Source organism: Pseudomonas sp. SDO524_S393 (genome assembly GCF_054071875.1).
This window is the reverse complement of the sequence record NZ_JBSVVZ010000003.1, coordinates 1-23320: the sequence shown is the minus strand read 5'-3', so window position 1 is coordinate 23320 and position 23320 is coordinate 1. Positions and strand designations below refer to the sequence as shown.

Annotated in this window: 18 protein-coding genes; 8 read left to right on the top strand and 10 right to left on the bottom strand. The window is 61.8% G+C overall.

What is annotated here, in order from left to right; all coding sequences use genetic code 11:
* Window positions 1-175: 175 nt before the first annotated feature.
* A complete protein-coding gene (locus tag ACW9IB_RS02460; RefSeq protein WP_457364610.1) occupies window positions 176-2095 on the bottom strand; it encodes an ATP-binding cassette domain-containing protein in 1920 nt (639 codons plus the stop codon).
* A 213-nt stretch (window positions 2096-2308) separates the two neighbouring features.
* Between ACW9IB_RS02460 and ACW9IB_RS02455 the strand changes: the two genes are divergently transcribed.
* On the top strand, window positions 2309-4237 hold the full coding sequence (locus ACW9IB_RS02455) for a transglycosylase SLT domain-containing protein (protein ID WP_457412131.1): 1929 nt from the start codon (window positions 2309-2311) through the stop codon (window positions 4235-4237).
* A 139-nt stretch (window positions 4238-4376) separates the two neighbouring features.
* Here ACW9IB_RS02455 and ACW9IB_RS02450 read toward each other — a convergent pair whose 3' ends face one another.
* The gene (locus ACW9IB_RS02450; RefSeq protein ID WP_457412130.1) at window positions 4377-6155 is read right to left on the bottom strand and encodes an ABC transporter transmembrane domain-containing protein; all 1779 of its coding nucleotides are present in this window, start codon (window positions 6153-6155) and stop codon (window positions 4377-4379) included.
* 246 nt (window positions 6156-6401) lie between these two features.
* Between ACW9IB_RS02450 and ACW9IB_RS02445 the strand changes: the two genes are divergently transcribed.
* Window positions 6402-6575 carry a PA1571 family protein gene (locus tag ACW9IB_RS02445; protein ID WP_457412128.1) on the top strand — a complete coding sequence of 58 codons (174 nt, stop codon included), beginning with the start codon at window positions 6402-6404 and terminating at the stop codon, window positions 6573-6575.
* Between the two features lie 412 nt (window positions 6576-6987).
* Here ACW9IB_RS02445 and pdxB read toward each other — a convergent pair whose 3' ends face one another.
* Window positions 6988-8133, bottom strand: coding sequence for a 4-phosphoerythronate dehydrogenase PdxB (gene pdxB / locus ACW9IB_RS02440; protein WP_457412126.1), 1146 nt, complete (start codon window positions 8131-8133; stop codon window positions 6988-6990).
* Window positions 8134-8275: 142 nt separating this feature from the next.
* Here pdxB and ACW9IB_RS02435 point away from each other — a divergent pair, with 142 nt between their 5' ends.
* Window positions 8276-9670, top strand: a complete 1395-nt coding sequence (locus ACW9IB_RS02435; protein ID WP_457412125.1) for an MATE family efflux transporter — start codon at window positions 8276-8278, stop codon at window positions 9668-9670.
* Here ACW9IB_RS02435 and tusA read toward each other — a convergent pair.
* The gene (gene tusA / locus ACW9IB_RS02430; RefSeq protein WP_457364616.1) at window positions 9667-9918 is read right to left on the bottom strand and encodes a sulfurtransferase TusA; all 252 of its coding nucleotides are present in this window, start codon (window positions 9916-9918) and stop codon (window positions 9667-9669) included. The genes ACW9IB_RS02435 and tusA overlap by 4 nt on opposite strands.
* A 144-nt stretch (window positions 9919-10062) precedes the next feature.
* Window positions 10063-11139 (bottom strand): 23S rRNA (cytidine(2498)-2'-O)-methyltransferase RlmM, encoded by a 1077-nt coding sequence (gene rlmM, locus ACW9IB_RS02425; RefSeq protein WP_457412123.1) that lies wholly within the window; start codon window positions 11137-11139, stop codon window positions 10063-10065.
* Between the two features lie 196 nt (window positions 11140-11335).
* Here rlmM and acnA point away from each other — a divergent pair, with 196 nt between their 5' ends.
* Window positions 11336-14077 carry an aconitate hydratase AcnA gene (gene acnA / locus ACW9IB_RS02420; protein ID WP_457412122.1) on the top strand — a complete coding sequence of 914 codons (2742 nt, stop codon included), beginning with the start codon at window positions 11336-11338 and terminating at the stop codon, window positions 14075-14077.
* 126 nt (window positions 14078-14203) lie between these two features.
* Here acnA and ACW9IB_RS02415 read toward each other — a convergent pair whose 3' ends face one another.
* Both ACW9IB_RS02415 and cysK read right to left on the bottom strand, forming a co-directional pair.
* On the bottom strand, window positions 14204-15139 hold the full coding sequence (locus ACW9IB_RS02415) for an aspartyl/asparaginyl beta-hydroxylase domain-containing protein (protein ID WP_457412121.1): 936 nt from the start codon (window positions 15137-15139) through the stop codon (window positions 14204-14206).
* Between the two features lie 124 nt (window positions 15140-15263).
* Window positions 15264-16238, bottom strand: coding sequence for a cysteine synthase A (gene cysK, locus ACW9IB_RS02410; protein WP_457364620.1), 975 nt, complete (start codon window positions 16236-16238; stop codon window positions 15264-15266).
* Window positions 16239-16365: 127 nt separating this feature from the next.
* Between cysK and ACW9IB_RS02405 the strand changes: the two genes are divergently transcribed.
* The 3 genes from ACW9IB_RS02405 to ACW9IB_RS02395 all read left to right on the top strand — a co-directional run bounded on the left by ACW9IB_RS02405 (window position 16366) and on the right by ACW9IB_RS02395 (window position 19703).
* Entirely contained in the window at window positions 16366-17442 is a 1077-nt protein-coding gene (locus ACW9IB_RS02405) for a DUF748 domain-containing protein (protein WP_457364621.1), read from the top strand.
* A gap of 237 nt (window positions 17443-17679) precedes the next feature.
* A complete protein-coding gene (locus ACW9IB_RS02400; RefSeq protein WP_058411046.1) occupies window positions 17680-18525 on the top strand; it encodes an AAA family ATPase in 846 nt (281 codons plus the stop codon).
* Window positions 18525-19703 (top strand): vWA domain-containing protein, encoded by a 1179-nt coding sequence (locus ACW9IB_RS02395; RefSeq protein WP_457412120.1) that lies wholly within the window; start codon window positions 18525-18527, stop codon window positions 19701-19703. Before ACW9IB_RS02400 ends, ACW9IB_RS02395 begins: the two co-directional genes overlap by 1 nt.
* 121 nt (window positions 19704-19824) lie before the next feature.
* Here the strand turns inward: ACW9IB_RS02395 and ACW9IB_RS02390 are convergent, their stop codons facing one another.
* The 3 genes from ACW9IB_RS02390 to ACW9IB_RS02380 are packed head-to-tail and all read right to left on the bottom strand — an operon-like array spanning window position 19825 to window position 22177.
* Window positions 19825-20739: a 5-oxoprolinase subunit C family protein gene (locus tag ACW9IB_RS02390; protein ID WP_457412118.1), complete on the bottom strand. Its 915-nt coding sequence runs from the start codon at window positions 20737-20739 to the stop codon at window positions 19825-19827.
* The gene (gene pxpB, locus ACW9IB_RS02385) at window positions 20736-21440 is read right to left on the bottom strand and encodes a 5-oxoprolinase subunit PxpB (RefSeq protein ID WP_457412116.1); all 705 of its coding nucleotides are present in this window, start codon (window positions 21438-21440) and stop codon (window positions 20736-20738) included. Before pxpB ends, ACW9IB_RS02390 begins: the two co-directional genes overlap by 4 nt.
* On the bottom strand, window positions 21437-22177 hold the full coding sequence (locus ACW9IB_RS02380) for a 5-oxoprolinase subunit PxpA (protein WP_457364625.1): 741 nt from the start codon (window positions 22175-22177) through the stop codon (window positions 21437-21439). Before ACW9IB_RS02380 ends, pxpB begins: the two co-directional genes overlap by 4 nt.
* Before the next feature lie 175 nt (window positions 22178-22352).
* Between ACW9IB_RS02380 and ACW9IB_RS02375 the strand changes: the two genes are divergently transcribed.
* Complete coding sequence (locus tag ACW9IB_RS02375) at window positions 22353-23273, top strand: LysR family transcriptional regulator (protein WP_457412115.1); 921 nt, start codon at window positions 22353-22355, stop codon at window positions 23271-23273.
* Window positions 23274-23320: the final 47 nt, after the last annotated feature.

The following is a 23320-nucleotide window of genomic DNA, read 5'->3' as shown; positions in this document are numbered from 1 at the left end:
CGTCAACTGTGGGAGCTGGCTTGCCTGCGATAGCAGTCTGTCCGTCGACAGATCGGGTGGCTGGTACACTGCTATCGCAGGCAAGCCAGCTCCCACAGTTTGAATCGCATTTCATGTAAAAAAGCCCGACGTTCAAACGAATGAACGCCGGGCTTTTTTATTGATGACGGATCACTCAGGCATCCAGCTCGGCCCAGCGCTCCACCAAGGCATCCAGCTCAGCATTCAACTGTTCAAGGGAGGCAATCACCTTGGCCGTTTCCGCCGCAGGACGCTGGTAGAAACCCGCGTCGGCCATTTCCGCTTCTACCGCGGCAATCTGCTGTTCCTTGGCGTCGATATCACCCGGCAGGGCTTCCAGCTCACGCTGCAGTTTGTAGCTGAGTTTCTTCTTCGCCACCGGCGCCGCTTCCTGTACGGGTGCCGCCGCCTTCACCGGGGCAACCACTGCCGAGTTCAGGTCGGCCTTGCCGGACTTGCTCTCGGTCACACCCAGCAGGCGCGGCGAGCCGCCCTGGCGAATCCAGTCCTGATAGCCACCCACGTACTCTCGCACCTTGCCTTCGCCTTCGAAGACCAGGGTGCTGGTGACCACGTTGTCGAGAAATGCCCGGTCGTGGCTGACCATCAGCACGGTGCCATTGAAGGTCAGCAACACCTCCTCCAGCAGCTCCAGGGTTTCCACATCGAGGTCGTTGGTCGGTTCGTCGAGGACCAGCAGGTTGGCCGGCTTGCTGAACAGCTTGGCCAGCAGCAGGCGCGCGCGCTCACCACCGGACAAGGCTTTCACCGGCGTACGGGCACGCTGCGGGCTGAACAGGAAGTCGCCCAGGTAGCTGAGCACATGGCGGCTCTGGCCGTCGATGTCGATAAAATCGCGGCCTTCGGCCACGTTGTCGATCACGGTCTTTTCCAGGTCCAACTGGTGGCGCAACTGGTCGAAGTACGCCACGTCGATCTTGGTGCCCTCCTCGACCTTGCCGCTGGTGGGTTGCAGACCACTGAGCATCAGCTTGAGCAGCGTAGTCTTGCCCGTGCCATTGGCACCCAACAGACCGATACGGTCGCCGCGCTGCAAGACCATGGAAAAGTCCTTGATCAGGAACGGACCGTCCGGGTGATGGAAGCTGACGTTTTCCAGCACCATCACCTGCTTGCCGGACTTCTCCGCCGTTTCCAGCTGGATATTCGCCTTGCCGGTGCGCTCGCGACGCTCGCTGCGCTCGACGCGCAGGGCTTTCAACGCCCGTACACGGCCTTCGTTACGGGTACGGCGCGCCTTGATGCCCTGGCGGATCCAGACTTCTTCCTGGGCCAGTTTCTTGTCGAACAGCGCGTTGGCGGTTTCTTCGGCGGCCAGTGCAGCTTCTTTGTGCACCAGGAAGCTGGCGTAGTCGCCGTTCCAGTCGATCAGGCCGCCACGGTCCAGCTCAAGAATGCGCGTTGCCAGGTTTTGCAAAAAGGAACGGTCGTGCGTGATGAACAGCACGGCGCCCTGGAAATCCTTGAGGGCTTCTTCAAGCCAGGCGATGGCGCCGATATCCAGGTGGTTGGTCGGTTCGTCGAGCAGCAGCAGGTCCGGCTCCGACACCAGCGCCTGGGCCAGCAGCACACGACGACGCCAGCCGCCGGACAACTCGGCGAGGGTCTTGTCAGCCGGCAATTGCAGGCGGCTCAGGGTGCTGTCCACCAATTGCTGCAAGCGCCAACCGTCACGGGCTTCGAGGTCGTGCTGAACGTGCATCAGTTTGTCCAGGTCGGCATCGGTGACGATGTTCTGGCTCAGGTGATGGTACTCGGCCAGCAACGCACCGACCCCGTCGAGGCCTTCGGCGACCACGTCGAACACTGTCCGTCCGTCGGCCACCGGCAATTCCTGGGGCAGTTCGCCGATCTTGAGACCCGGAGTGCGCCACACGGAGCCGTCATCGGGCTTCTGATCGCCCTTCACCAGCTTCATCATGCTGGACTTGCCGGTCCCGTTGCGACCGATGATGCACACCCGCTCACCACGGGCGATCTGCCAGGACACCTTGTCCAACAACGGCATAGCGCCGAATGCAAGGGACACATCGCTGAATTTGAGCAGGGTCATGAGCTTCTCCAAAAACCGGGCGCGTATTCTACCTGAGTTGCGCACAGGATGCGGTCGGCATTTTCGCTACCGACATGTTCTGTAGGACATTTCCCAGCAACCTGAACGAACCGGCCGGCAAAGCTTTCGCAGGCGCCGAGCAAAAGGCTAAGCTAAGGGCAATCAGTGTCGGCGGTGCCGGCGCTAGTCGTGATTTCTCTGCACGGACGTCTCATGCGCAGTCGCCTTTTCAACTTTTTATCTTGCCTGCTTCTTTCCGCCACCGCCGTTCAATCCGCCCAGGCCGTGGACCTCACCACACAACGCCAATATTACGATGAAGCCAAACGCGCCCTCGCCCGAGGTGATGCCGGCCCGTACATGCAATACAGCCAGGCCCTGGCCGACTACCCGCTGACGCCGTACCTGGCCTATGACGAACTGACTGCCCGCCTCAAGACCGCGAGCAACGACGAAATCGAACGCTTCCTTGCCCAGAACGGCGACCTGCCCCAGACCAACTGGATGAAACTGCGCTGGCTGCGCTCGCTGGCCGACCGGGGAGACTGGCAGACCTTTGAAAAGTACTACGACGCCAAGCTCAATTTCGTCGAACTGGACTGCCTGCATGGTCAGTACCAGCTCACTCACAACTTGAAGGCCGAAGGCTACAAGACCACCGAAAAGCTGTGGATGACCGGCAAATCCCAACCGACCGCCTGTGATGCCACCTTTGGCCTGTGGGCCGCCGACGGCCAGCTCACCGAACAGAAGATATGGGACCGTGCCAAGCTTGCCGCCGAAGCGCGCAACTATGCATTGGCCAACAGCCTGGTCAAGACCTTGCCCACCCTGGGCGCTCAGGGCCGCTTGATGGTGGATGTGGCACAAAAACCCGAGATGCTCAGCGACCCGTCACGCTTCCTGCCGGCCACCGAGGCGATGTCCGACGCCGTTGGCCTGGGCCTGCGCCGCCTGGCGCGCCAGGATCCGGACAAGGCCATGGCGCTGCTCGATGGTTACGCCAGCAGCATGCACTTCTCCCGTGACGAAAAAGTGTCGATCGCCCGGGAGATCGGCCTGACCCTGGCCCGTCGCTATGACCCCCGCGCCCTGGACGTGATGACCCAATATGACCCGGAGTTGCGCGACAACACCGTGTCCGAATGGCGTCTGCGTCTGCTGTTGCGCCTGGCGCGCTGGGAGGATGCCTACCAGTTGACCCGCAAGCTCCCACAAGATCTGGCCACCACTAACCGCTGGCGCTACTGGCAGGCCCGCAGCCTGGAACTTGCCGAGCCGAAAAACCCCCAGGCCCTGGTGTTGTACAAGAACGTAGCCAAGGAGCGTGACTTCTACGGTTTCCTCGCCGCCGACCGCTCCAAATCGCCGTACCAGTTGACCAACAAGCCGCTGCTCATGAGCCAGGCGTTGATGAACAAGGTGCGCAACACCCCAGGCGTACGCCGCGCCCTGGAGTTCTACGCCCGTGGCCAGGTGGTGGATGGCCGTCGCGAGTGGTACCACGTGAGCCGTCACTTCAACCGCGATGAAATGGTCGCCCAGGCCAGGCTGGCCTATGACATGAAGTGGTACTTCCCGGCCATCCGCACCATCAGCCAGGCCCAGTACTGGGACGACCTGGACATCCGCTTCCCGATGGCTCACCGCGACACCCTGGTGCGTGAAGCCAAGGTGCGCGGACTGCATTCAAGCTGGGTGTTCGCCATTACCCGCCAGGAAAGCGCCTTCATGGACGACGCCCGTTCCGGCGTCGGCGCCAGCGGCCTGATGCAACTGATGCCCGGCACCGCCAAGGAAACCGCACGCAAATTCAGCATCCCCCTGGCCTCCCCGGCCCAAGTGCTGGACCCCGACAAAAACATCCAGCTCGGCGCCGCCTACCTGAGCCAGGTGCACAGCCAGTTCAACGGCAACCGCGTGCTTGCCTCTGCCGCCTACAACGCCGGTCCGGGTCGTGTACGCCAGTGGCTGCGGGGTGCCGACCACTTGAGCTTCGATGTCTGGGTGGAAAGCATTCCGTTCGACGAAACCCGCCAGTACGTACAGAACGTGCTGTCTTATTCGGTGATCTACGGCCAGAAGCTCAACTCGCCACAACCCCTGGTGGACTGGCATGAGCGCTACTTCGACGATCAATAACACTGACTTCATGTAGTGAGCGGGCTTGCCCGCGCTGGGTGGCGAAGCCGCCCTAAAACCAGACACCTCGGTCTCCCTGAAACACCGCGGCGTACCGTTTGGGGCGGCTTCGCCGCCCAGCGCGGGGCAAGCCCGCTCACTACACAGGCAACGGTGAGCTATCACTGAACTGCAACGCCGCCAACCGCGCATACAGCGGGTTGCTCGCGATCAACTGTTGATGCGTGCCCACCGCCACCAGTTTGCCCTGATCCATCACGGCAATCCGGTCGGCATGCTTGACCGTCGCCAGCCGGTGCGCGATCACCAGCGTGGTGCGGCCTTGCATCAACTGCGGCAGGGCTTGCTGGATCAGGTGCTCGCTCTGGGCATCGAGGGCGCTGGTGGCTTCGTCGAGCAACAGGATCGGCGCATCCACCAACAACGCACGGGCAATGGCCAATCGCTGACGCTGGCCGCCGGACAGGCCCATGCCGCCATCCCCCAAGTGCGTCTGGTAGCCGTCGGGCATTTGCAGGATGAAATCGTGGGCGTGGGCAATACGCGCGGCGGCTTCGACCTGCTCCGGGGTGGCGGACGGGTTGCCGTAGCGGATGTTTTCTTCAACGCTGCCGAAAAACAACGCCGGGTTCTGGGACACCAGGGCAAAGTGGCGACGCAAGTCCAAAGGGTCGAGCTCGGTGAGCGGCTGGCCTTCGAGCAGGATGCGGCCTTGCTGGGGATCGTAGAAACGCAGCAACAGGTCGAAGATCGTCGACTTGCCTGCACCGGACGGACCGACCAGCGCCAAGGTTTCACCGGGGTTGATCGTCAGGTTCAAGCCATCGATGGCGTAGCTGTCTGGCCGTGAAGGGTAGGAAAAGCGCAGGTCTTGCAGTTCCATGCGGCCACTGACCCGTTCCGGTAGCCGTATGGAACCGCTGGCTGGCGCCTGGATTTCATTGCTCGACTGCAACAATTCGCCGATGCGTTCGGCAGCCCCGGCGGCGCGCTGCAGCTCGCCGAGCACTTCGCTCAGGGTACCGACCGCGCTGCCGACGATCAGGCTGTAGAACACGAAGGCCGCCAGTTCGCCGCCGGAAATACGCCCACTGATAACGTCCATGCCGCCCACCCACAACATCACGCCAACGGCGCCGAGCACCAGCATGATCACCAGGGTGATCAACCAGGCACGCTGGGCGATGCGCTTGCGTGCGGTGGTGAAAGCCTCTTCCACGGTCACGGCGAAACGCTGTTCGTCCTGCACCTGGTGGTTGTAGGCCTGCACCGTCTTGATCTGGCCAAGGGTCTCAGAAACGTAACTGCCCACATCGGCAATGCGGTCCTGACTCAGGCGCGACAGGCTGCGCACCCGCCGACCGAAAATCAGGATCGGCGCCAGCACCAGTGGCAGCGCCACCACCACGATACTGGTGAGCTTGGGGTTGGTGACAAACAGCAGCACGATACCGCCGAGTACCATCAGTGCATTACGCAGGAACAGCGACAGCGACGAGCCGATCACCGATTGCAGCAACGTGGTATCGGTGGTCAGCCGCGACTGGATCTCCGAGCTGCGGTTGCTCTCGTAGAAACCGGGGTGCAGGTAGATCAGGTGATTGAAGACCTGCCGACGGATATCGGCCACCACACGTTCACCGATCCACGACACCAGATAGAAACGCGCGAAGGTACCCACTGCCAGGCCCAGCACCAGGACCATGAACAGACCGATGGACTGATTGAGCAGGTGCGGCGACTGGGTCATGAACCCCTGGTCCACCAGCAGGCGGATGCCCTGCCCCATGGACAAGGTGATACCGGCCGTGATCACCAGCGCCAGCAAGGCCCCCAGTGCCTGCCAGCGATAGGGAGCAATGAAGCGGCTGGCCAAACGAATGGCGCGGCGTTGACGGGTCGAGAACATGGAGGGCATCACCTGATGAAGAAGGACAGGAACCTGCACTCCAACATTGGGTGAACTTTGGCAAATAACAATGAGTCAGGTTAATTATGCCCGTCGATACTGACCCCTAGAGGCGATCGGTCTAACGCCCGGCTGGAAATCCACGGGGGTTTCTGATGGACTGGACGTTCGACCCACTGCCCCGGCAAGGCGCTGTCACAGCCCGGTCACGCGGGGGTTCTACAGTCGCTACACAACCTGATGAGGAGACAGGCCATGACCTTGCAAAACAGCAGCGATGCCAAAATTGAAGTGATCCGCCAGCCGCAGCAATTGCCGTGTTCCGTGATCGACGCCCAAGGCCGCGAAGTGCAGATTACCGAAGAGATGATCCAGCAAGCCTGCCGCGAACTGGAACAGCGACTGGTCAAACCGGCCACGCGAGGCTGAAGCGCGCACATTCCTGCAAGCCCGGCCTGAACAGTTGAAAGGGCGACCCCATTCCTGTGGTGAGCGGGCTTTTTTGTGGTGAGCAGGCTTGTCCTGCGCCTGGGCGCGAAGCGGCCCTGAAACCAGCCAGTGCATTTCCGTCTGAAAACACGCGGTGTTCTGAATGGGACTGCCGCGCAGCCCGGCGCGGGACAAGCCCGCTCACCACAATGGATTCATTTACCTCACCAGGCCCGCTGATCATTTACAGGCTTTTTTGTGGTGAGCAGGCTTGTCCTGCGCCGGGGCGCGAAACGGCCCTGAAACCAGCCAGTGTGTTTCTGCCTGCAAAGACGCGGTGTTCTGAATGGGGCTGCCGCGCAACCCGGCGCGGGACAAGCCCGCTCACCACAGAGATCGTGCTACGCCTGGATCAGCACAACTGGGCGCCGAGGGCGGAGACAATCGCCAAGAGCGCCGTGGACTCGCCATTAATAATGCGCACCTTCAAGCCATCAACTTCACGACGCTCAGGGTAGCGCTTGCGCAGCAGGTCAAATGCCTTGCGTTGTTCTTCCACCGTTCCTACCAGACTACGGCGGAAATCCGCATCGTCCCGGCGCGGGTCGTACACGCTGCGGCACAGGGTCGCCAAGGCCCAGGCCGGGTCGGTGGAGGCGTTCAGGTGCACCTCGGCCAGCCATGGCGGCGGCAACAGGTCGCTCAACTCAATGCTCGGTTCAAGGCCCAGGTGCGCGCAGAACGCCTGATAGATCTGCGCTGTGCCGCGCTGCTTGCCGTCCAGGCTGTAGCCGGCGATATGGGCCGTGGCCAATACGCACAGGTCGGCCAGGTCGACGTCCACCTGCGGTTCGCCCTCCCACACATCCAATACCGCTTGCAGGTCTTCACGCACCAGCAAGACCTCGCGCAGGGCGGCGTTATCCACCACCGGGCCACGGCTGGCATTGATCAGCCAGGTGCCGGGCTTGAGTTGCTCCAGGCGCCGGCGGTCGAGCAAGTGCCAGGTGGCGCCATTACCGGACTGAGTCAGCGGCGTGTGCAGGCTGATCACATCGCATTGCTCAATGATCTGCTCCAGGCTGACGTAATCACCGTCTTCCGCGATCTGGCGGGGCGGATCACACATCAGCACCTTCCAGCCCAGACCTTTCAGCACCTTGACCAGTCGCCCACCGACTTCACCGGCACCCACCACGCCATAGGTGCGCTGATTGAGGTCGGCGCCTTCGATTTCAGCCAGGGTCAGCAGGCTGCCCAGCACGTAATCCACCACCCCTCGCGCATTGCAACCCGGCGCGCTGGACCACTGGATACCGGCCTGCGCGAAATAATCCAGGTCCAGATGATCGGTGCCAATGGTGCAGGTACCAACGAAACGCACCTTGGTGCCCTCCAGAAGGGCGCGGTTAACATTAGTCACCGAGCGCACCAGCAGCACGTCGGCCTGTTCGACCGTCGCGCGGTCGATGGAGCGTCCCGGCACGCGGCGAATGTCGCCGAACCCTTCGAAGAAGGCATCGAGCAGCGGAATATTTTCGTCGGCAACAATCAACATGGCAGGCTCCTTTGGCGGACCCGCAGTGTACAGCGATCAAGGCCGCCGCTTACAAATCCCTAACACTGGTTTTTTCCTGACCGATACGTCAAGGCGTAGAATCCGCCGTCCTTGCATTTCCCTTTTTGACTGGACACCGTACGTGAACACTGCCACCGCCCCCCTCACCCGCCCCGCCCGCGTCAGCCGGGAAGTGCGCGGCCTGCTGGCGCTTGCGCTGCCCATCATGATCGGCCAACTGGCAACCACCGCCATGAGCTTCGTCGACGCGGTGATGGCCGGACGGGTCAGCCCCCAGGACCTGGCGGCAGTGGGCCTGGGCAACTCGATCTGGATCCCGGTGTACCTGCTGATGACCGGCACCCTGCTGGCCACCACGCCGAAGGTCGCCCAACGTTATGGCGCCGGCCAATTCAGCGAGATCGGGCCGCTGGTGCGTCAGTCGCTGTGGCTGGCGGTGGTGGTCGGTATGACCGGTTCGCTGTTACTGCTCTGTGCCGAGCCAATCCTGCAGGCGATGAAGGTCGAGGCCGACCTGATCGAACCGTCCATGGGCTACCTGCACGGCATCGCTGCCGGTATGCCGGCGATTGCGCTGTACTACGTGCTGCGCTGTTTCAGCGACGGGCTGGGTCGCACACGCCCCAGCATGGTGATGGGCCTGTTCGGCTTGGCATTGAACATTCCGCTGAACTACATCTTCATCTACGGTCATCTGGGCGTGCCGGCCATGGGCGGCGTGGGCTGCGGCTGGGCCACGGCCATTGCGATGTGGGCGATGATGCTCGGCCTCGCCGGCTGGACGCGTTTCGGGTCGGCGTACCAGAGCAGTGAGCTGTTCAAGCGGTTCGACTGGCCGCAATGGGCAGTGATCAAACGGGTGCTGAGCATCGGCCTGCCAATCGGAATCGCGATCTTTGCCGAGTCGAGCATCTTCGCGGTGATCGCCCTGCTGATCGGCAGCCTGGGCGCCACTGTTGTTTCGGGCCATCAGATCGCGCTGAACGTCAGCTCGCTGGTGTTCATGATCCCCTACTCCCTGAGCATGGCCGTCACCGTGCGCGTCGGCCAGGCCCTGGGACGTGGCGAGCCGCGTGAAGCACGCTTCGCGGCGGGAGTCGGCATGGGCACAGCGCTGACTTATGCCTGCCTGTCCTGCAGTCTGATGCTGCTGTTTCGCGAGCCGATCGCGAGCATTTACACCCCGGACCCGGTGGTGATTCATTTGGCCTCGACACTGATCGTGTTTTCGGCGCTGTTTCAGTTCAGCGATTCGATCCAGGTCACGGCAGCGGGCGCATTGCGTGGCTATCAGGACACCCGTGTGACCATGGTGCTGACGTTGTTCGCCTACTGGGGCGTGGGGCTGCCGGTGGGCTATGCGCTGGGTCTCACCCACTGGTTGGGCGAGCCGAGCGGCCCCAGCGGCTTGTGGCAAGGGCTGATCGTCGGCCTGAGCTGTGCGGCGGGCATGTTGCTGGTGCGCCTGGCGCGCAGCGCACGCCGGCGCATTCGTGCCGCCAAGGCACAGGGTTAAGCGGACTTCTTGCGGATCCAGTACAGGTACGTACCGGCCTGCTCCTGCTGATCCACCAGCTCGTGGTCAAGGAACACGCAGAACTTGGGGATATCGCGGCGCGTGGACGGGTCGGTCGCGATCACCTTGAGCAAGCCGCCGGGCGGCAGGTCGCGGATGTGCTGGTGCAGCATCATCACCGGCTCCGGGCAGTTGAGGCCGGTGGCATCCAAGATGCCATCAACGGGTAAATCCTGAGTCTGACTCATTTCTCACTCCTGAAACTGGCCTGGCTCTCCTGTGGGAGCGGGCTTGCCCGCGATGACCGGGGCACATTCAACATAGATATCGACAGTTATACCGCTATCGCAGGCAAGCCAGCTCCCACATTTTGAGCTGTGCTCGGCCTCGGATCAGCGGGCCTTGGGTTTCTTTGCAGTTTCCAGACGGCGCAAATGGCAGGTCACTTCCTCTCGGTCGTGGTACAGCTGCTTGCAGCCGATGTCCACACGAATCCCCCGCGCCTTGAAACCTTCTTCGATGCGCTCCAACAGGCGCTTCACCTCGGCGTAACGCTGCTTCATCGGCAGTTTGAGGTTTACCACGGCCTCGCGACAATGCCCCTCGCCGATCCAGGTTTCCAGCAGTGCGGCATTGCGCGCGGGCTTCTCGACGATATCGCAGACCATCCAGTCCACCGGCTGCTTGGGCACGAAGGTGAAGCCGTCGGCCATCAAGTGTTGCACCAAACCGGTATCCATCAGGCTTTCAGCCATGGGGCCATTGTCGATGGCAGTGACCAGCATGCCACGGTTGACCAACTGCCAGGTCCAGCCACCGGGAGCGGCGCCCAGGTCGACGCCGGTCATGTCGCTGTGCAGGCGCTCGTCCCACTGGTCGCGCGGGATAAAGTGGTGCCAGGCCTCTTCCAGCTTCAGGGTCGAACGGCTCGGCGCTTCGCGGGGGAACTTGAGCCGCGGAATGCCCATGGGCCACATCGCCGAATTGTCCGATTCGGCCAGGCCCATGAACACCTCACGTCCGCTCTTGAACGTCAGCAACAGCCGTGGCTTGCCGGGATCGTCCACCAGCTTGCCGGCGTTGAGCAGGGCTTTGCGCAGGTGCACTTCGAATTTCTTGCAGAAGTTGGAGAGTTCCTTGCCGTCGTTGGTGTCGACCATCTCCAGCCACAGGCTGCCGCACACCGGAAAGCCTTGCAGGTGGGCGAGGATCACGCTGATACGGTCGGTTTCCGGCAGGTCGATGAACATCCCGCGCGCCCACTGCCGGGGGAAGATCAGCTCGGCGAACCGCTGGCCGCGCATCAGGCGCTCGGCGCCGTCTTCCTCGGTGCAGACGAATTCGGCACAGGCGCTGCCGGCCTTGGCCTTGGCGTAGCCGGACACGTTCAGGCGCGCGGCATGCTCCGCGATCTCGGAACAGACTTCGCCTTCAAACCCGGGGCGGCAGTGCATAAAGAGGGTGTTCATTCAATCTCCTGGTGACTCGACCGGCCTTGCGCTATCGCAATGTCTGTCATGAAAACGCGCGCATGATAGCCGAGTTCGGAACCTTGGACTCAGCGATAGAGTCCAGTTATTAGCCTGCTAATGAAAACAGGGCTAGTTTTAAAGCTCTGTTCGTCCCGTCGGGTCCGTAGCCGTGCGGACCATAAGGAGTCGTGTCATGTCATCGCTTGATAGCCTGAGAACCCTTAAAACGCTGGAAATAGACAACAAGACCTACCACTACTTCAGCTTGCCCGAGGCCGCCAGGAGCCTAGGTGACCTGGATAAACTCCCGATGTCGCTCAAAGTGCTGCTGGAAAACCTGTTGCGCTGGGAAGACGACAAGACTGTCACCGGCGCCGACCTCAAGGCCATCGCTGCCTGGCTCAAGGAGCGCAGGTCCGACCGCGAGATCCAGTACCGCCCCGCCCGCGTATTGATGCAGGATTTTACCGGCGTCCCCGCCGTGGTCGACCTGGCCGCCATGCGCGCCGCCGTGGCCAAGGCCGGTGGCGACCCGCAGCGTATCAACCCGCTGTCACCGGTGGACCTGGTGATCGACCACTCAGTGATGGTCGACAAGTTCGGCACCACCAGCGCCTTCGAGCAGAACGTCGATATCGAGATGCAGCGCAACGGCGAACGCTACGCCTTCCTGCGCTGGGGCCAGAGCGCCTTCGATAACTTCAGCGTGGTACCGCCGGGCACCGGCATCTGCCACCAGGTCAACCTCGAATACCTGGGCCGCACCGTATGGACCAAGGACGAAGACGGCCGCACCTATGCCTTTCCCGACACCCTGGTGGGCACCGATTCCCACACCACCATGATCAACGGCCTCGGCGTGCTCGGTTGGGGCGTGGGCGGGATCGAAGCGGAAGCGGCGATGCTCGGCCAACCGGTGTCGATGCTGATTCCGGAAGTGATCGGCTTCAAACTCACCGGCAAATTGAAAGAAGGCATCACCGCCACCGACCTGGTGCTGACCGTCACCCAGATGCTGCGCAAGAAAGGCGTGGTGGGCAAATTCGTCGAATTCTACGGCGACGGCCTGGCCGACCTGCCCCTGGCAGACCGCGCGACCATTGCCAATATGGCCCCGGAGTATGGCGCTACATGCGGCTTTTTCCCGGTGGATGAGGTGACGCTGGACTACCTGTGCCTGTCCGGCCGCCCTGCCGAAACCGTCAAGCTGGTGGAGGCCTACACCAAGGCCCAGGGTTTGTGGCGCAAGGCTGGCCAGGAACCGGTGTTCACCGACAGCCTGGCACTGGACATGGGCAGCGTCGAAGCCAGCCTCGCCGGGCCGAAACGCCCGCAGGACCGCGTGGCTCTGCCAAACGTGGGCCAAGCGTTCAGCGACTTTCTCGACCTGCAATTCAAACCCGCCAGCAAGGAAGAGGGCCGCCTGGAAAGCGAAGGCGGTGGCGGTGTCGCGGTGGGCAATGCCGATCTGGTCGGTGAGGTCGACTACGAGGATGATGGCCACACGTATCGCCTGAAAAACGGCGCCGTGGTAATCGCTGCAATCACCTCTTGCACCAACACCTCCAACCCCAGCGTGATGATGGCCGCCGGCCTGGTGGCAAAAAAAGCCGTGGAAAAAGGCCTCACGCGCAAACCCTGGGTCAAAAGCTCCCTGGCGCCCGGCTCCAAAGTGGTCACCGACTACTACAAGGCCGCGGGCCTCACTCAATACCTGGACAAGCTCGGCTTCGACCTCGTCGGTTACGGGTGCACCACCTGTATCGGCAACTCCGGCCCCTTGCCCGAGCCGATCGAAAAAGCCATCCAGAAAGCCGACCTCACCGTCGCTTCGGTGCTCTCCGGCAACCGCAACTTCGAAGGCCGTGTGCACCCGCTGGTAAAAACCAACTGGCTGGCCTCGCCACCGCTGGTGGTGGCCTACGCACTGGCCGGGACCGTGCGCATCGACATCAGCAGCGAGCCGCTGGGTGAAGACCAGGACGGCAAGCCGGTGTACCTCAAGGACATCTGGCCGAGCAGCAAAGAGATTGCCGATGCGGTGGCGCAGGTCAGCACGGGCATGTTCCACAAGGAATACGCCGAGGTGTTTGCCGGCGACGAGCAGTGGCAAGCCATTGAAGTGCCGCAGGCCGCGACTTACGTGTGGCAGAGCGACTCCACCTATATCCAGCATCCGCCGTTCTTCGACGACATCGCCGGCCCCTTGCCGGTGATCAAGGACGTGAAAGGTGCCAATGTGCTGGCACTGCTGGGTGATTCGGTGACCACCGACCATATTTCCCCCGCCGGCAACATCAAGGCCGACAGCCCCGCCGGCCGCTACCTGCGTGAACAGGGCGTGGAACCGCGCGATTTCAACTCCTACGGCTCACGCCGGGGCAACCATGAAGTGATGATGCGCGGCACCTTTGCCAATATCCGTATCCGCAACGAAATGCTGGGCGGCGAGGAAGGCGGCAATACGCTGTACATTCCCACCGGCGAAAAGATGGCGATCTACGATGCGTCGATGAAATACCAGGCCTCGGGCGTGCCGCTGGTGGTGGTTGCCGGCCAGGAATATGGCACCGGCTCCAGCCGTGACTGGGCGGCCAAGGGCACCAACCTGCTGGGCGTCAAGGCGGTGATCGCCGAAAGCTTCGAGCGTATCCACCGCTCCAACCTGGTGGGCATGGGCGTGTTGCCGTTGCAGTTCAAGCTGGATCAGAACCGCAAGACGCTCAAACTCAGCGGCAAGGAGAAGATCGATATTGTTGGGCTGACAGACGTTGAGATCGTGCCGCGCATGAACCTGACGCTGGTGATTACCCGGGAGGACGGCAGCACGGAGAAAGTCGAGGTGCTGTGCCGGATCGACACGCTCAATGAGGTGGAATACTTCAAATCGGGCGGCATTTTGCACTATGTGCTGCGCCAACTGATCGCGTCTTAAGCAACGCCGCAAAGCAAATGTGGGAGCGGGCTTGCCCGCGAAGACGGAGTGTCAGTCAGCGTCAATGTTGACTGATTCACCGCATTCGCGAGCAAGCCCGCTCCCACATTTTTGACCGCGTTTCGGTCAGAACAACCACTTCCACAGCAGCACCAGCACCACCACCGCCAACACCGGCCGCGCGACGCGGTACGCCTTGGGATGCTTGCGCTTCCACTGCTTGACCACGCCACTGAACTTGTCGCTGAAGGTCTTGCTCCAGGCATAGGCCTGGTTGATGCCGCCCACCCGTTCATCGTCCAGGTTCTGCGGCGCCGTGGCGCGGCCCAACTGCTTGCTGACCCAGCGATTGACGCGGGTCATCAGGCCGTTGCTCAGCGGCCGTTCAATGTCACAGAACAGAATCACGCGGGTCTGTTCGGTTTCGTTCTTCACCCAGTGCACGTAGGTTTCGTCGAACATCACGTCTTCACCGTCACGCCAGGCATAGACCTGACCGTCGACGAAAATCCGGCAATCGTCGGAGTTCGGCGTGGACAGGCCCAAGTGGTAGCGCAGCGAACCGGCAAATGGATCGCGGTGCGGGTTCAGGTGGCTGCCGCCGGGCAACAGCGCGAACATCGCGCCCTTGACGTTGGGGATGCTGCTCACCAACGCCACGGTTTTCGGGCACAAGGCCTCGGCCGACGGCAGCGGTTTGTCGTACCACTTGAGGTAGAAACGCTTCCAGCCCTTCTTGAAGAACGAACCGAAACCGGCGTCGTTGTTCTTCTCGGCAGCGCGGATGTAACCCTCGTCGAACAGGTGCATGGCCTCTTCGCGGATCACTTCCCAGTTATCCTTGAGCACGTCCAGCTCGGGGAACTTGCTGCGGTCCAGGTAGGGTTTGGACGGCACCGCCGAGAACAGGTACATCAAGGCGTTATACGGGGCGAACAGCGCCGAATGGTTGACGAACTGGCGCAACACCGGCAAACGCGCCTTGCCGCGCAGGTGCACATACAGCGTGCTGCCGATAAACAACGCCAGCACTGACAGTTTGGCGGCCAAAGAAAAGGTCATGCAGCAACTCCTGAAAATAAGCGCCTGGCCAACAGCAGACGTAGCAGCCGGCCATGATAAACACTTGGGCCAGTATGCAGAAGGCCCAGGCTGTCCGGCTGACCTGCATCAACCCTCTCGAGCATCAGGCCTGGTTTTCCTGCTCGGTAAACAAATCGCTGAACAGCATGCTCGACAAGTAGCGCTCACCGGAGTCCGGCAGCACGACCACAATGGTCTTGCCCTGCATTTCCGGCTTCTGCGCCAGGCGCACCGCCACGGCCATCGCGGCGCCGCAGGAAATACCGCACAGAATCCCTTCCTCCTGCATCAGGCGCAGGGCCATGGCCTTGGATTCGTCGTCGGTCACCAGCTCCACGCGGTCGACCACCGACAGGTCGAGGTTCTTTGGCACGAAACCGGCGCCGATACCCTGGATCTTGTGCGGACTGGGCTTGATCTCGTCACCGGCCAGGGCCTGGGTGATCACCGGCGAGGCAACCGGCTCGACGGCCACCGACAGGATCGGCTTGCCGGCAATATGCTTGATATACCGCGACACCCCCGTGATCGTGCCCCCAGTGCCCACCCCGGCCACCAGCACATCCACCGCGCCATCGGTGTCATTCCAGATTTCCGGACCGGTGGTTTTCTCGTGGATCGCCGGGTTGGCCGGGTTCTCGAACTGGCCCGGCATGAAGTACCGGGCCGGGTCGCTGGCGACGATTTCGCCGGCCTTTTCGATGGCACCTTTCATGCCTTTGGCCGGCTCGGTCAGTACCAGCTCGGCGCCGAGGGCCTTGAGCACCTTGCGCCGCTCGATGCTCATGGACGCCGGCATGGTCAGCAGCAACTTGTAGCCACGGGCAGCGGCGACGAACGCCAGACCGATACCGGTATTGCCGGAGGTGGGTTCGACAATCGTCATGCCCGGCTTGAGCTTGCCGCTGCTTTCGGCGTCCCAGACCATGTTCGCGCCAATGCGGCACTTCACCGAATAGCCCGGGTTGCGCCCTTCGATCTTGGCCAGGATGGTCACGCCACGGGGTGCGATGCGGTTGATCTGCACCAGCGGCGTGTTGCCGATGGAGTGCGCGTTGTCTGCATAGATGCGGCTCATGACGGGTCCTAGGGTGGCGGTATTCAGGAAGGCCCCAAGGTTATGCCTCAGGCTGCAACGCGTCCAGTCAGAGGAACGTTGCGCGACTCGCAGCGGTCCATCGCCTAACGGTATGGAGAGCTTTGTCATGAAACGTCGCTACAGCTGGCCGCTTCTAACGGTCGCCGGGCTGGTGGTGGTGCTGGTCGTCCTGGACCTCGCCCTGCCCTACCTGGTGCGTAACTACTTGAATGACAAACTGGCCGACATGGGCGACTACCGTGGCCAGATCAGCGACGTGGACCTGGCCCTGTGGCGCGGAGCGTACAAGATCAACGGGCTGCAGATCGTCAAGGTCGACGGCAAGGTGCCGGTCCCTTTCGTCAAGGCGCCGTTGATCGACCTGGCGGTGAGCTGGCAGTCATTGATCAATGATCATGCGGTGGTGGCCCAGGTGCGTTTCATCAACCCCGAAGTGAACTTCGTCGACGGCGGGGCCAACAAACAGGCGTCCCAAACCGGTAAGGGCACCGACTGGCGCGCCCAGCTGGGCAAACTGCTGCCGATCACCCTCGACGAGGTGCGCATCGAAGACGGCAAGATCGCCTTCCACAATTTCAGCTCCAAACCGCAGGTGAACATCAACACCACAAAGGTCAACGCGAGCTTCTACAACCTGACCAACGTGGTCGATGTCAAAGGCAAGCGTGACGCGCGCTTCGAGGGCAAGGCCCTGCTGCAAGGTCAGGCGCCCCTGGAAGCCACCGCCACCTTCGATCCGTTGAGCAATTTCGAAAACTTCGAATTCCGCTTCCGCGCCAAGGACTTGCAGTTGCAGCGCATGAACGACTTCGCCTCGGCCTACGGCAAATTCGACTTCAAGGCCGGCACCGGCGATGTGGTGATCGAAGCCCAGGCGGAAAAGGGCCAGTTGACGGGTTATATCAAGCCTTTGCTGCGCGACGTGGAAGTGTTCGACTGGCAGCAGGACGTGGAAAACAAAGACAAGAACATCTTCCGCTCGATCTGGGAGGCTGTGGTTGGCGCCAGCGAGAACGTGCTGAAGAACCAGCGCAAGAACCAGTTCGCCACCCGCGTGGAGCTGAGCGGCAGCGTGCATCAGCAAGATGTCAGCGCGTTCTCTGCGTTTTTGGCGATTTTGCGCAACGGATTCATCCAGGCGTTCAATGCACGATACGAACAGCCCAAGCCGAGCACGGATTAAATGCAGGAGCTGGCTTGCCTGCGAAAGCGGTGGATCAGCCAGCCCTTGCATCGACTGACACGCCGCCTTCGCAGGCAAGCCAGCTCCCACAGTTGGATGTGTGTCAGGTTTCATAAAACAGTGCACCGCCGGGATGTGGCGTGACCGGCCATTCAGAGACTGAATAACCCGTCTGCGTTCACAGTCGCCGGGGCCGCGCGGTATAGTCCGGGCATTGACGAATGCGAGGAAACACCGATGAAGTTCGAAGGCACCCAGGCCTATGTGGCTACCGATGACCTGAAACTGGCCGTCAATGCTGCCATCACCCTGGAGCGGCCACTGCTGGTCAAGGGCGAGCCCGGCACCGGCAAGACCATGCTCGCCGAGCAACTGGCCGAATCCTTCGGCGCCAAGCTGATCACCTGGCACATCAAATCCACCACCAAGGCCCACCAGGGCCTGTACGAGTACGACGCGGTCAGCCGCCTGCGCGACTCGCAACTGGGTGTGGACAAGGTGCACGACGTACGCAATTACCTGAAGAAGGGCAAGCTCTGGGAGGCGTTCGAGTCCGAAGAGCGGGTGATCCTGCTGATCGACGAAATCGACAAGGCTGACATCGAATTCCCCAACGATCTGCTGCAAGAACTCGACAAGATGGAGTTCTACGTCTACGAAATCGACGAGACCATCAAGGCCAAGAAACGCCCGATCATCATCATTACCTCCAACAACGAAAAAGAGCTGCCGGACGCGTTCCTGCGCCGCTGTTTCTTCCACTACATCGCCTTCCCCGACCGCAGCACCCTGCAAAAGATCGTGGATGTGCACTACCCCGACATCAAGAAGGACCTGGTCAGCGAAGCGCTGGACGTGTTCTTCGACGTACGCAAGGTGCCGGGCCTGAAGAAAAAACCGTCCACTTCAGAATTGGTCGACTGGCTCAAGCTGCTGATGGCTGACAACATCGGCGAAGCCGTGCTGCGCGAACGCGACCCGACCAAGGCGATCCCGCCGCTGGCCGGCGCCCTGGTAAAGAACGAGCAGGACGTGCAGTTGCTCGAGCGTCTGGCGTTCATGAGCCGTCGCGGTAATCGCTGATGCTGCTCAACCTGTTCAACGAGATGCGCGCCGCCAAGGTGCCGGTGTCGGTGCGCGAGCTGCTCGACCTGATCAACGCCCTGAAACAGCGGGTGACCTTCGCCGACATGGACGAGTTTTACTACTTGTCCCGCGCGATCCTGGTCAAGGACGAGCGGCATTTCGACAAGTTCGACCGCGCATTCGGCGCCTACTTCAATGGCCTGGAAAAGCTCGACGACCACTTGCAGGCGCTGATCCCCGAAGACTGGCTGCGCAAGGAGTTCGAACGTTCGTTGACCGATGAAGAACGCGCGCAAATACAATCCCTCGGCGGCCTCGACAAGCTGATCGAGGAATTCAAGAAACGCCTGGAAGAACAGAAGGAACGCCACGCCGGCGGCAACAAGTGGATCGGCACTGGCGGCACCAGCCCGTTCGGGTCCGGCGGCTACAACCCCGAAGGCATTCGCGTGGGTGACGCCGGCAAGCGTCAGGGCAAGGCCGTGAAGGTGTGGGACCAGCGCGAGTACAAGAACCTCGACGATCAAGTCGAACTGGGCACGCGCAATATCAAGATCGCCCTGCGCCGCCTGCGCAAGTTCGCGCGCCAGGGCGCGGCCGACGAGCTGGACATCGACGGTACCATCGACCACACCGCCCGCGATGCCGGCCTGCTGAATATCCAGATGCGCCCCGAGCGGCGCAATACCATCAAGCTGTTGCTGCTGTTCGATATCGGCGGTTCGATGGACGCCCATGTGAAGATCTGCGAAGAGCTGTTCTCGGCGTGCAAGACCGAGTTCAAGCACCTGGAGTACTTCTACTTCCACAACTTCGTGTACGAGTCGGTGTGGAAGAACAACCAGCGCCGCACTTCGGAACGCACCTCGACCCAGGACCTGCTGCACAAGTACGGCGCGGACTACAAAGTGATCTTTATCGGCGATGCATCCATGGCGCCCTATGAAATCACCCAGGCCGGCGGCAGCGTCGAACACTGGAACGAAGAGCCGGGCTATGTGTGGATGCAGCGCTTCATGGCCAAGTACAAGAAGCTGATCTGGATAAACCCGTACCCGAAAGATACCTGGGGTTACACAGCGTCGACGGGGATTGTGCGGGAGTTGGTTGAAGATCAGATGTATCCGCTGACCTTGCGGGGCCTGGAAGAAGGGATGCGCTTTCTTTCCAAATAGGCGGTGTGCTCACTGACGCTATCGCAGCGATGCGGCGACCCGACAAGCCAGCTCCCACAAGGGAATGTATTTCAAGGCTGAAATGCACTCCCTTGTGGGAGCTGGCTTGCCTGCGATGCTTTTAGCGGTTCAAAAATCGCTGCAGCAAATCGAGGTGCTGCCGGTGCGCCGTCTCCTGCACCACCGGCGCCAACCGCACCTTCTCCCCCGGCAGGCACTGCGCCAGCCGTGCCAGCGACAACGGTGTCAACGCCCCCAAGCGCGGGTAGCCGCCGATGGTCTGCCGATCATTGAGCAACACGATCGGCTGCCCGTCCGGCGGCACCTGGATCGCTCCCAGCGGGATGCCTTCGGAAATCAGCGACGCCCCCTGATACTGCAAGGGCTTGCCCAGCAAACGCATGCCCATGCGGTCGGCGCGGCTGTCCAGGGCCCATTCTGTGTTGAACGCATCGAACAGGCTTTGCCCACTGAACTGGCCGATCTGCGCGCCGACGATCACCTCCAGGGGCGCCTTGGCCGGCAAGCCCGGCGCATCGAGCACCTTCATCGCACCGCCCACGCCGGAATACGCCAGGCGCCCTCCCTCGGCCAACGCCTTGCCAAAACCGTCCACACCGCCCATTTCTTCACGGATGACGGTGGCGCAACTGCCGAGCACCGCCGGTGCATCGAATCCGCCCGGCGCCGCCAGATAAGCCCGTGCGCCGCTGAATGGCTGGGTAAAACGCAGCCGCTCGCCCTTTTGCAGGATGAAACTGCGCCCGGGGCTGATGGCGCGCTCGTCGATATAGGCACCCAAGTCGGCACCGGCCAATGCCAGCAGGCAATACGCCTCGGCCTGCACGGTGAACCCGCCCAGGGTGATTTCCACCACCGGCGCATCCAGCGCATTGCCCAGCAGCCAGTTGGCCCAGGACATCGACACCCAATCCAGCGCCCCGCCCTGGGTGACGCCCAGGTGGCGCACGCCAAAACGACCAGCGTCCTGCAACAGGCACAGCGGCGTGCTGGCCTCGATGATCAAGCGGCTCATGCCTGCGCCTCCAACGGCGTGTCATCGCCACCCAGGTTGATGAATTCGGCGTGGCTCACCGCTTCGAAACGTACGGTGTCGCCAGGTTGCATCAGGCTGTAGCCGTCACGCTCGCGGTCGAACAACCGGGCGGGAGTGCGACCGATCAGGTTCCAGCCACCCGGCGACACCACCGGGTAAGCAGCGGTTTGCCGCTCTGCGATGCCGACACTGCCGGCCGCCACGCGTTTGCGCGGGGTGTTCAGGCGTGGCGTGGCGAGCTGCTCATCCACCAGGCCCATAAAGGCAAAACCAGGAGCGAAACCCAGGGCGAACACCTGATATTCATGGGCGCTGTGGCGCCGGATCACCTCTTCCACACTCAGGCCGCTGCGCTGGCTGAGCAGCGTCAGTTCGGGACCGACGCTGAGGTCATACCACACCGGCAACACATGGCACTGGCCACTGCCCTGGGCTTCGGGTTGCAGATCGGTCAGGGCCTGATCGATCAGTTCACGCGCCCGGGCCGGGCTCAGTTCAGTGAGGTCGTAATGCACCATCAAGGTGGTATAGGACGGCACCAGGTCCACCAGCGTCGCGCCAAACCCTTCGCGCAGCCGCCGCGTGGCGGCGAGCATCCAGGGCATGTTGGCTTCGGCGATCACATCAAACAGACGCACCATCAGGCAATCGATGGCCACCACTTCTATCCGCGGTTTCATGCTGGCTTCAACGCCTCGCGGATACGCTGTACGGCGGCGATCGAACTGGCGTTGTCGCCATGCACGCACAGGGTGTTGGCCTGCAAGAGCAAGGCACTGCCGTCGCTGGCGGTCAGGGCATTGCCTTGGGAAAGGGTCAGGGCTTGCTGCACGATAGTCTCGGCATCGTGGTGCACGGCACCGGGCAACTGGCGTGAAACCAGATGGCCCTTGCTGTCGTAGGCGCGGTCGGCGAAGGCTTCGAACCACAGGGTCACACCGTATTCGTCACCCAGGGCCTGGGCGGCGCTGTTGTCGCGGGTGGCCAGCAACATCAGCGGCAGGTCGCCGTAGGCCGCCACCGCCTGGACCACGGCACGCAGCTGCGCAGGATTGGCCATCATGTCGTTGTACATCGCACCGTGGGGTTTGACGTAGCTGACGCGCGCGCCCTGCGCCCGGCAAATGCCGTCAAGGGCGCCGATCTGGTAATGCAGCAGGTCCTGGATTTCCTGCGGCGTGTAGGCCATGGAGCGACGGCCGAAACCTTGCAGATCCTGGTACGCCGGATGCGCGCCCACTTGTACGCCATGCTTGAGCGCCAGGCTGACGGTCTTGCGCATGATGCTCGGGTCACCGGCATGGAAGCCACAAGCCACGTTGGCGCAATCAATGAACGGCATGACCTCGGCATCCAGACCCAGGGTCCAGTTGCCAAAGCTCTCGCCAATGTCGCAGTTCAAAAGCAGACGGCTCACGGTGATTGCTCCTGTAGGCATTTTATTTTCTGCAGTGTGGGATTTTTTACGCAGAACTCGCAACTTGTCCTGACACCCCAACGACGCTTATCGTGGAATGGTTCGATTTTTGGCGTTTGCCCGGCGCGGCGTCCAACTAATAAAAACCGATCCATGCATAAGAAAAGTTGATCCCATGAATCTGAAGTTCCTCGAAACCTTCGTCTGGGTGGCCAGGCTCAAGAGTTTTCGTCTGACCGCCGAGAAGCTGTTCACCACCCAGGCCTCGATTTCCAGCCGCATTGCGGTGCTGGAAAGCGAATTGGGCGTGAAGCTGTTACTGCGCGACTCGCGTGGCGTGAGCCTGACCCCGGAAGGCGTGAAGGTGCTCGACTACGCCGAGCAGATGATGCTGACCCTGCAGGGCCTGAAGCAGTCCCTGGAGACCACCAGCAGCAAGGTCGGACGGATCCGGATCGGTGCCATGGACACGGTGATCCACACTTGGCTCAGTCCGTTGGTGGCGGAACTGATGGATCATTTCCCGTTGGTGGAAATCGAATTGGTCGCCGATACCGCGTTGAACCTCAGCGATCAGCTGCAAAAAGGCTTTCTGGACCTGATCCTGCAAACCGACCTGCTGCGCCTCGAAACCGTACGCAGCCTGGAACTGGCCAGCCACCCCATGGCCTGGATCGTCGCCAGCCAGTCGATCTACCACCGCGACTACGCCACCCTCGCCGACCTGGCGCAGGAGCGCATCATCACCTACTCGAAAAACTCCCATCCGCACCAGGACGTGATCAGCCTGATGCAGGCCAACGGCGTGGCGGCGCCGCGCATGAACTGTGTGAACTCGGTGTCGGCGATCACCCGTTTGCTGCGCGACGGCTTCGGTATCGGCGCACTGCCACCGGTGCTGGTCATGGAGGAGCTGGCACGCGGAGAACTGACGATGCTGCCGATGACACAACGCCCGCCGAACTTGCAGGTGGTGGTGTCATGGCGTGTAGGGGTGGAGTTGGTGGAAGAGATTGTGGCGCTGTGCCAGAAGGTCGTGGCGCGGTATGCGGTAGAAGTCGGGGAAGACCGGATGATCCTGACGAAACCCGATTAAACCTGTGGGAGCTGGCTTGCCTGCGATAGCAGTGGATCAGTAACAGA

Excerpts from the sequence above, each read along its gene's own strand:
- ACW9IB_RS02460 (WP_457364610.1), bottom strand. The coding sequence starts at position 2,095 with ATGACCCTGCTCAAATTCAGCGATGTGTCCCTTGCATTCGGCGCTATG.
- ACW9IB_RS02455 (WP_457412131.1), top strand. The coding sequence starts at position 2,309 with ATGCGCAGTCGCCTTTTCAACTTTTTATCTTGCCTGCTTCTTTCCGCC.
- ACW9IB_RS02450 (WP_457412130.1), bottom strand. The coding sequence starts at position 6,155 with ATGCCCTCCATGTTCTCGACCCGTCAACGCCGCGCCATTCGTTTGGCC.
- ACW9IB_RS02445 (WP_457412128.1), top strand. The coding sequence starts at position 6,402 with ATGACCTTGCAAAACAGCAGCGATGCCAAAATTGAAGTGATCCGCCAG.
- pdxB (WP_457412126.1), bottom strand. The coding sequence starts at position 8,133 with ATGTTGATTGTTGCCGACGAAAATATTCCGCTGCTCGATGCCTTCTTC.
- tusA (WP_457364616.1), bottom strand. The coding sequence starts at position 9,918 with ATGAGTCAGACTCAGGATTTACCCGTTGATGGCATCTTGGATGCCACC.
- rlmM (WP_457412123.1), bottom strand. The coding sequence starts at position 11,139 with ATGAACACCCTCTTTATGCACTGCCGCCCCGGGTTTGAAGGCGAAGTC.
- acnA (WP_457412122.1), top strand. The coding sequence starts at position 11,336 with ATGTCATCGCTTGATAGCCTGAGAACCCTTAAAACGCTGGAAATAGAC.
- ACW9IB_RS02415 (WP_457412121.1), bottom strand. The coding sequence starts at position 15,139 with ATGACCTTTTCTTTGGCCGCCAAACTGTCAGTGCTGGCGTTGTTTATC.
- cysK (WP_457364620.1), bottom strand. The coding sequence starts at position 16,238 with ATGAGCCGCATCTATGCAGACAACGCGCACTCCATCGGCAACACGCCG.
- ACW9IB_RS02405 (WP_457364621.1), top strand. The coding sequence starts at position 16,366 with ATGAAACGTCGCTACAGCTGGCCGCTTCTAACGGTCGCCGGGCTGGTG.
- ACW9IB_RS02400 (WP_058411046.1), top strand. The coding sequence starts at position 17,680 with ATGAAGTTCGAAGGCACCCAGGCCTATGTGGCTACCGATGACCTGAAA.
- ACW9IB_RS02395 (WP_457412120.1), top strand. The coding sequence starts at position 18,525 with ATGCTGCTCAACCTGTTCAACGAGATGCGCGCCGCCAAGGTGCCGGTG.
- ACW9IB_RS02390 (WP_457412118.1), bottom strand. The coding sequence starts at position 20,739 with ATGAGCCGCTTGATCATCGAGGCCAGCACGCCGCTGTGCCTGTTGCAG.
- pxpB (WP_457412116.1), bottom strand. The coding sequence starts at position 21,440 with ATGAAACCGCGGATAGAAGTGGTGGCCATCGATTGCCTGATGGTGCGT.
- ACW9IB_RS02375 (WP_457412115.1), top strand. The coding sequence starts at position 22,353 with ATGAATCTGAAGTTCCTCGAAACCTTCGTCTGGGTGGCCAGGCTCAAG.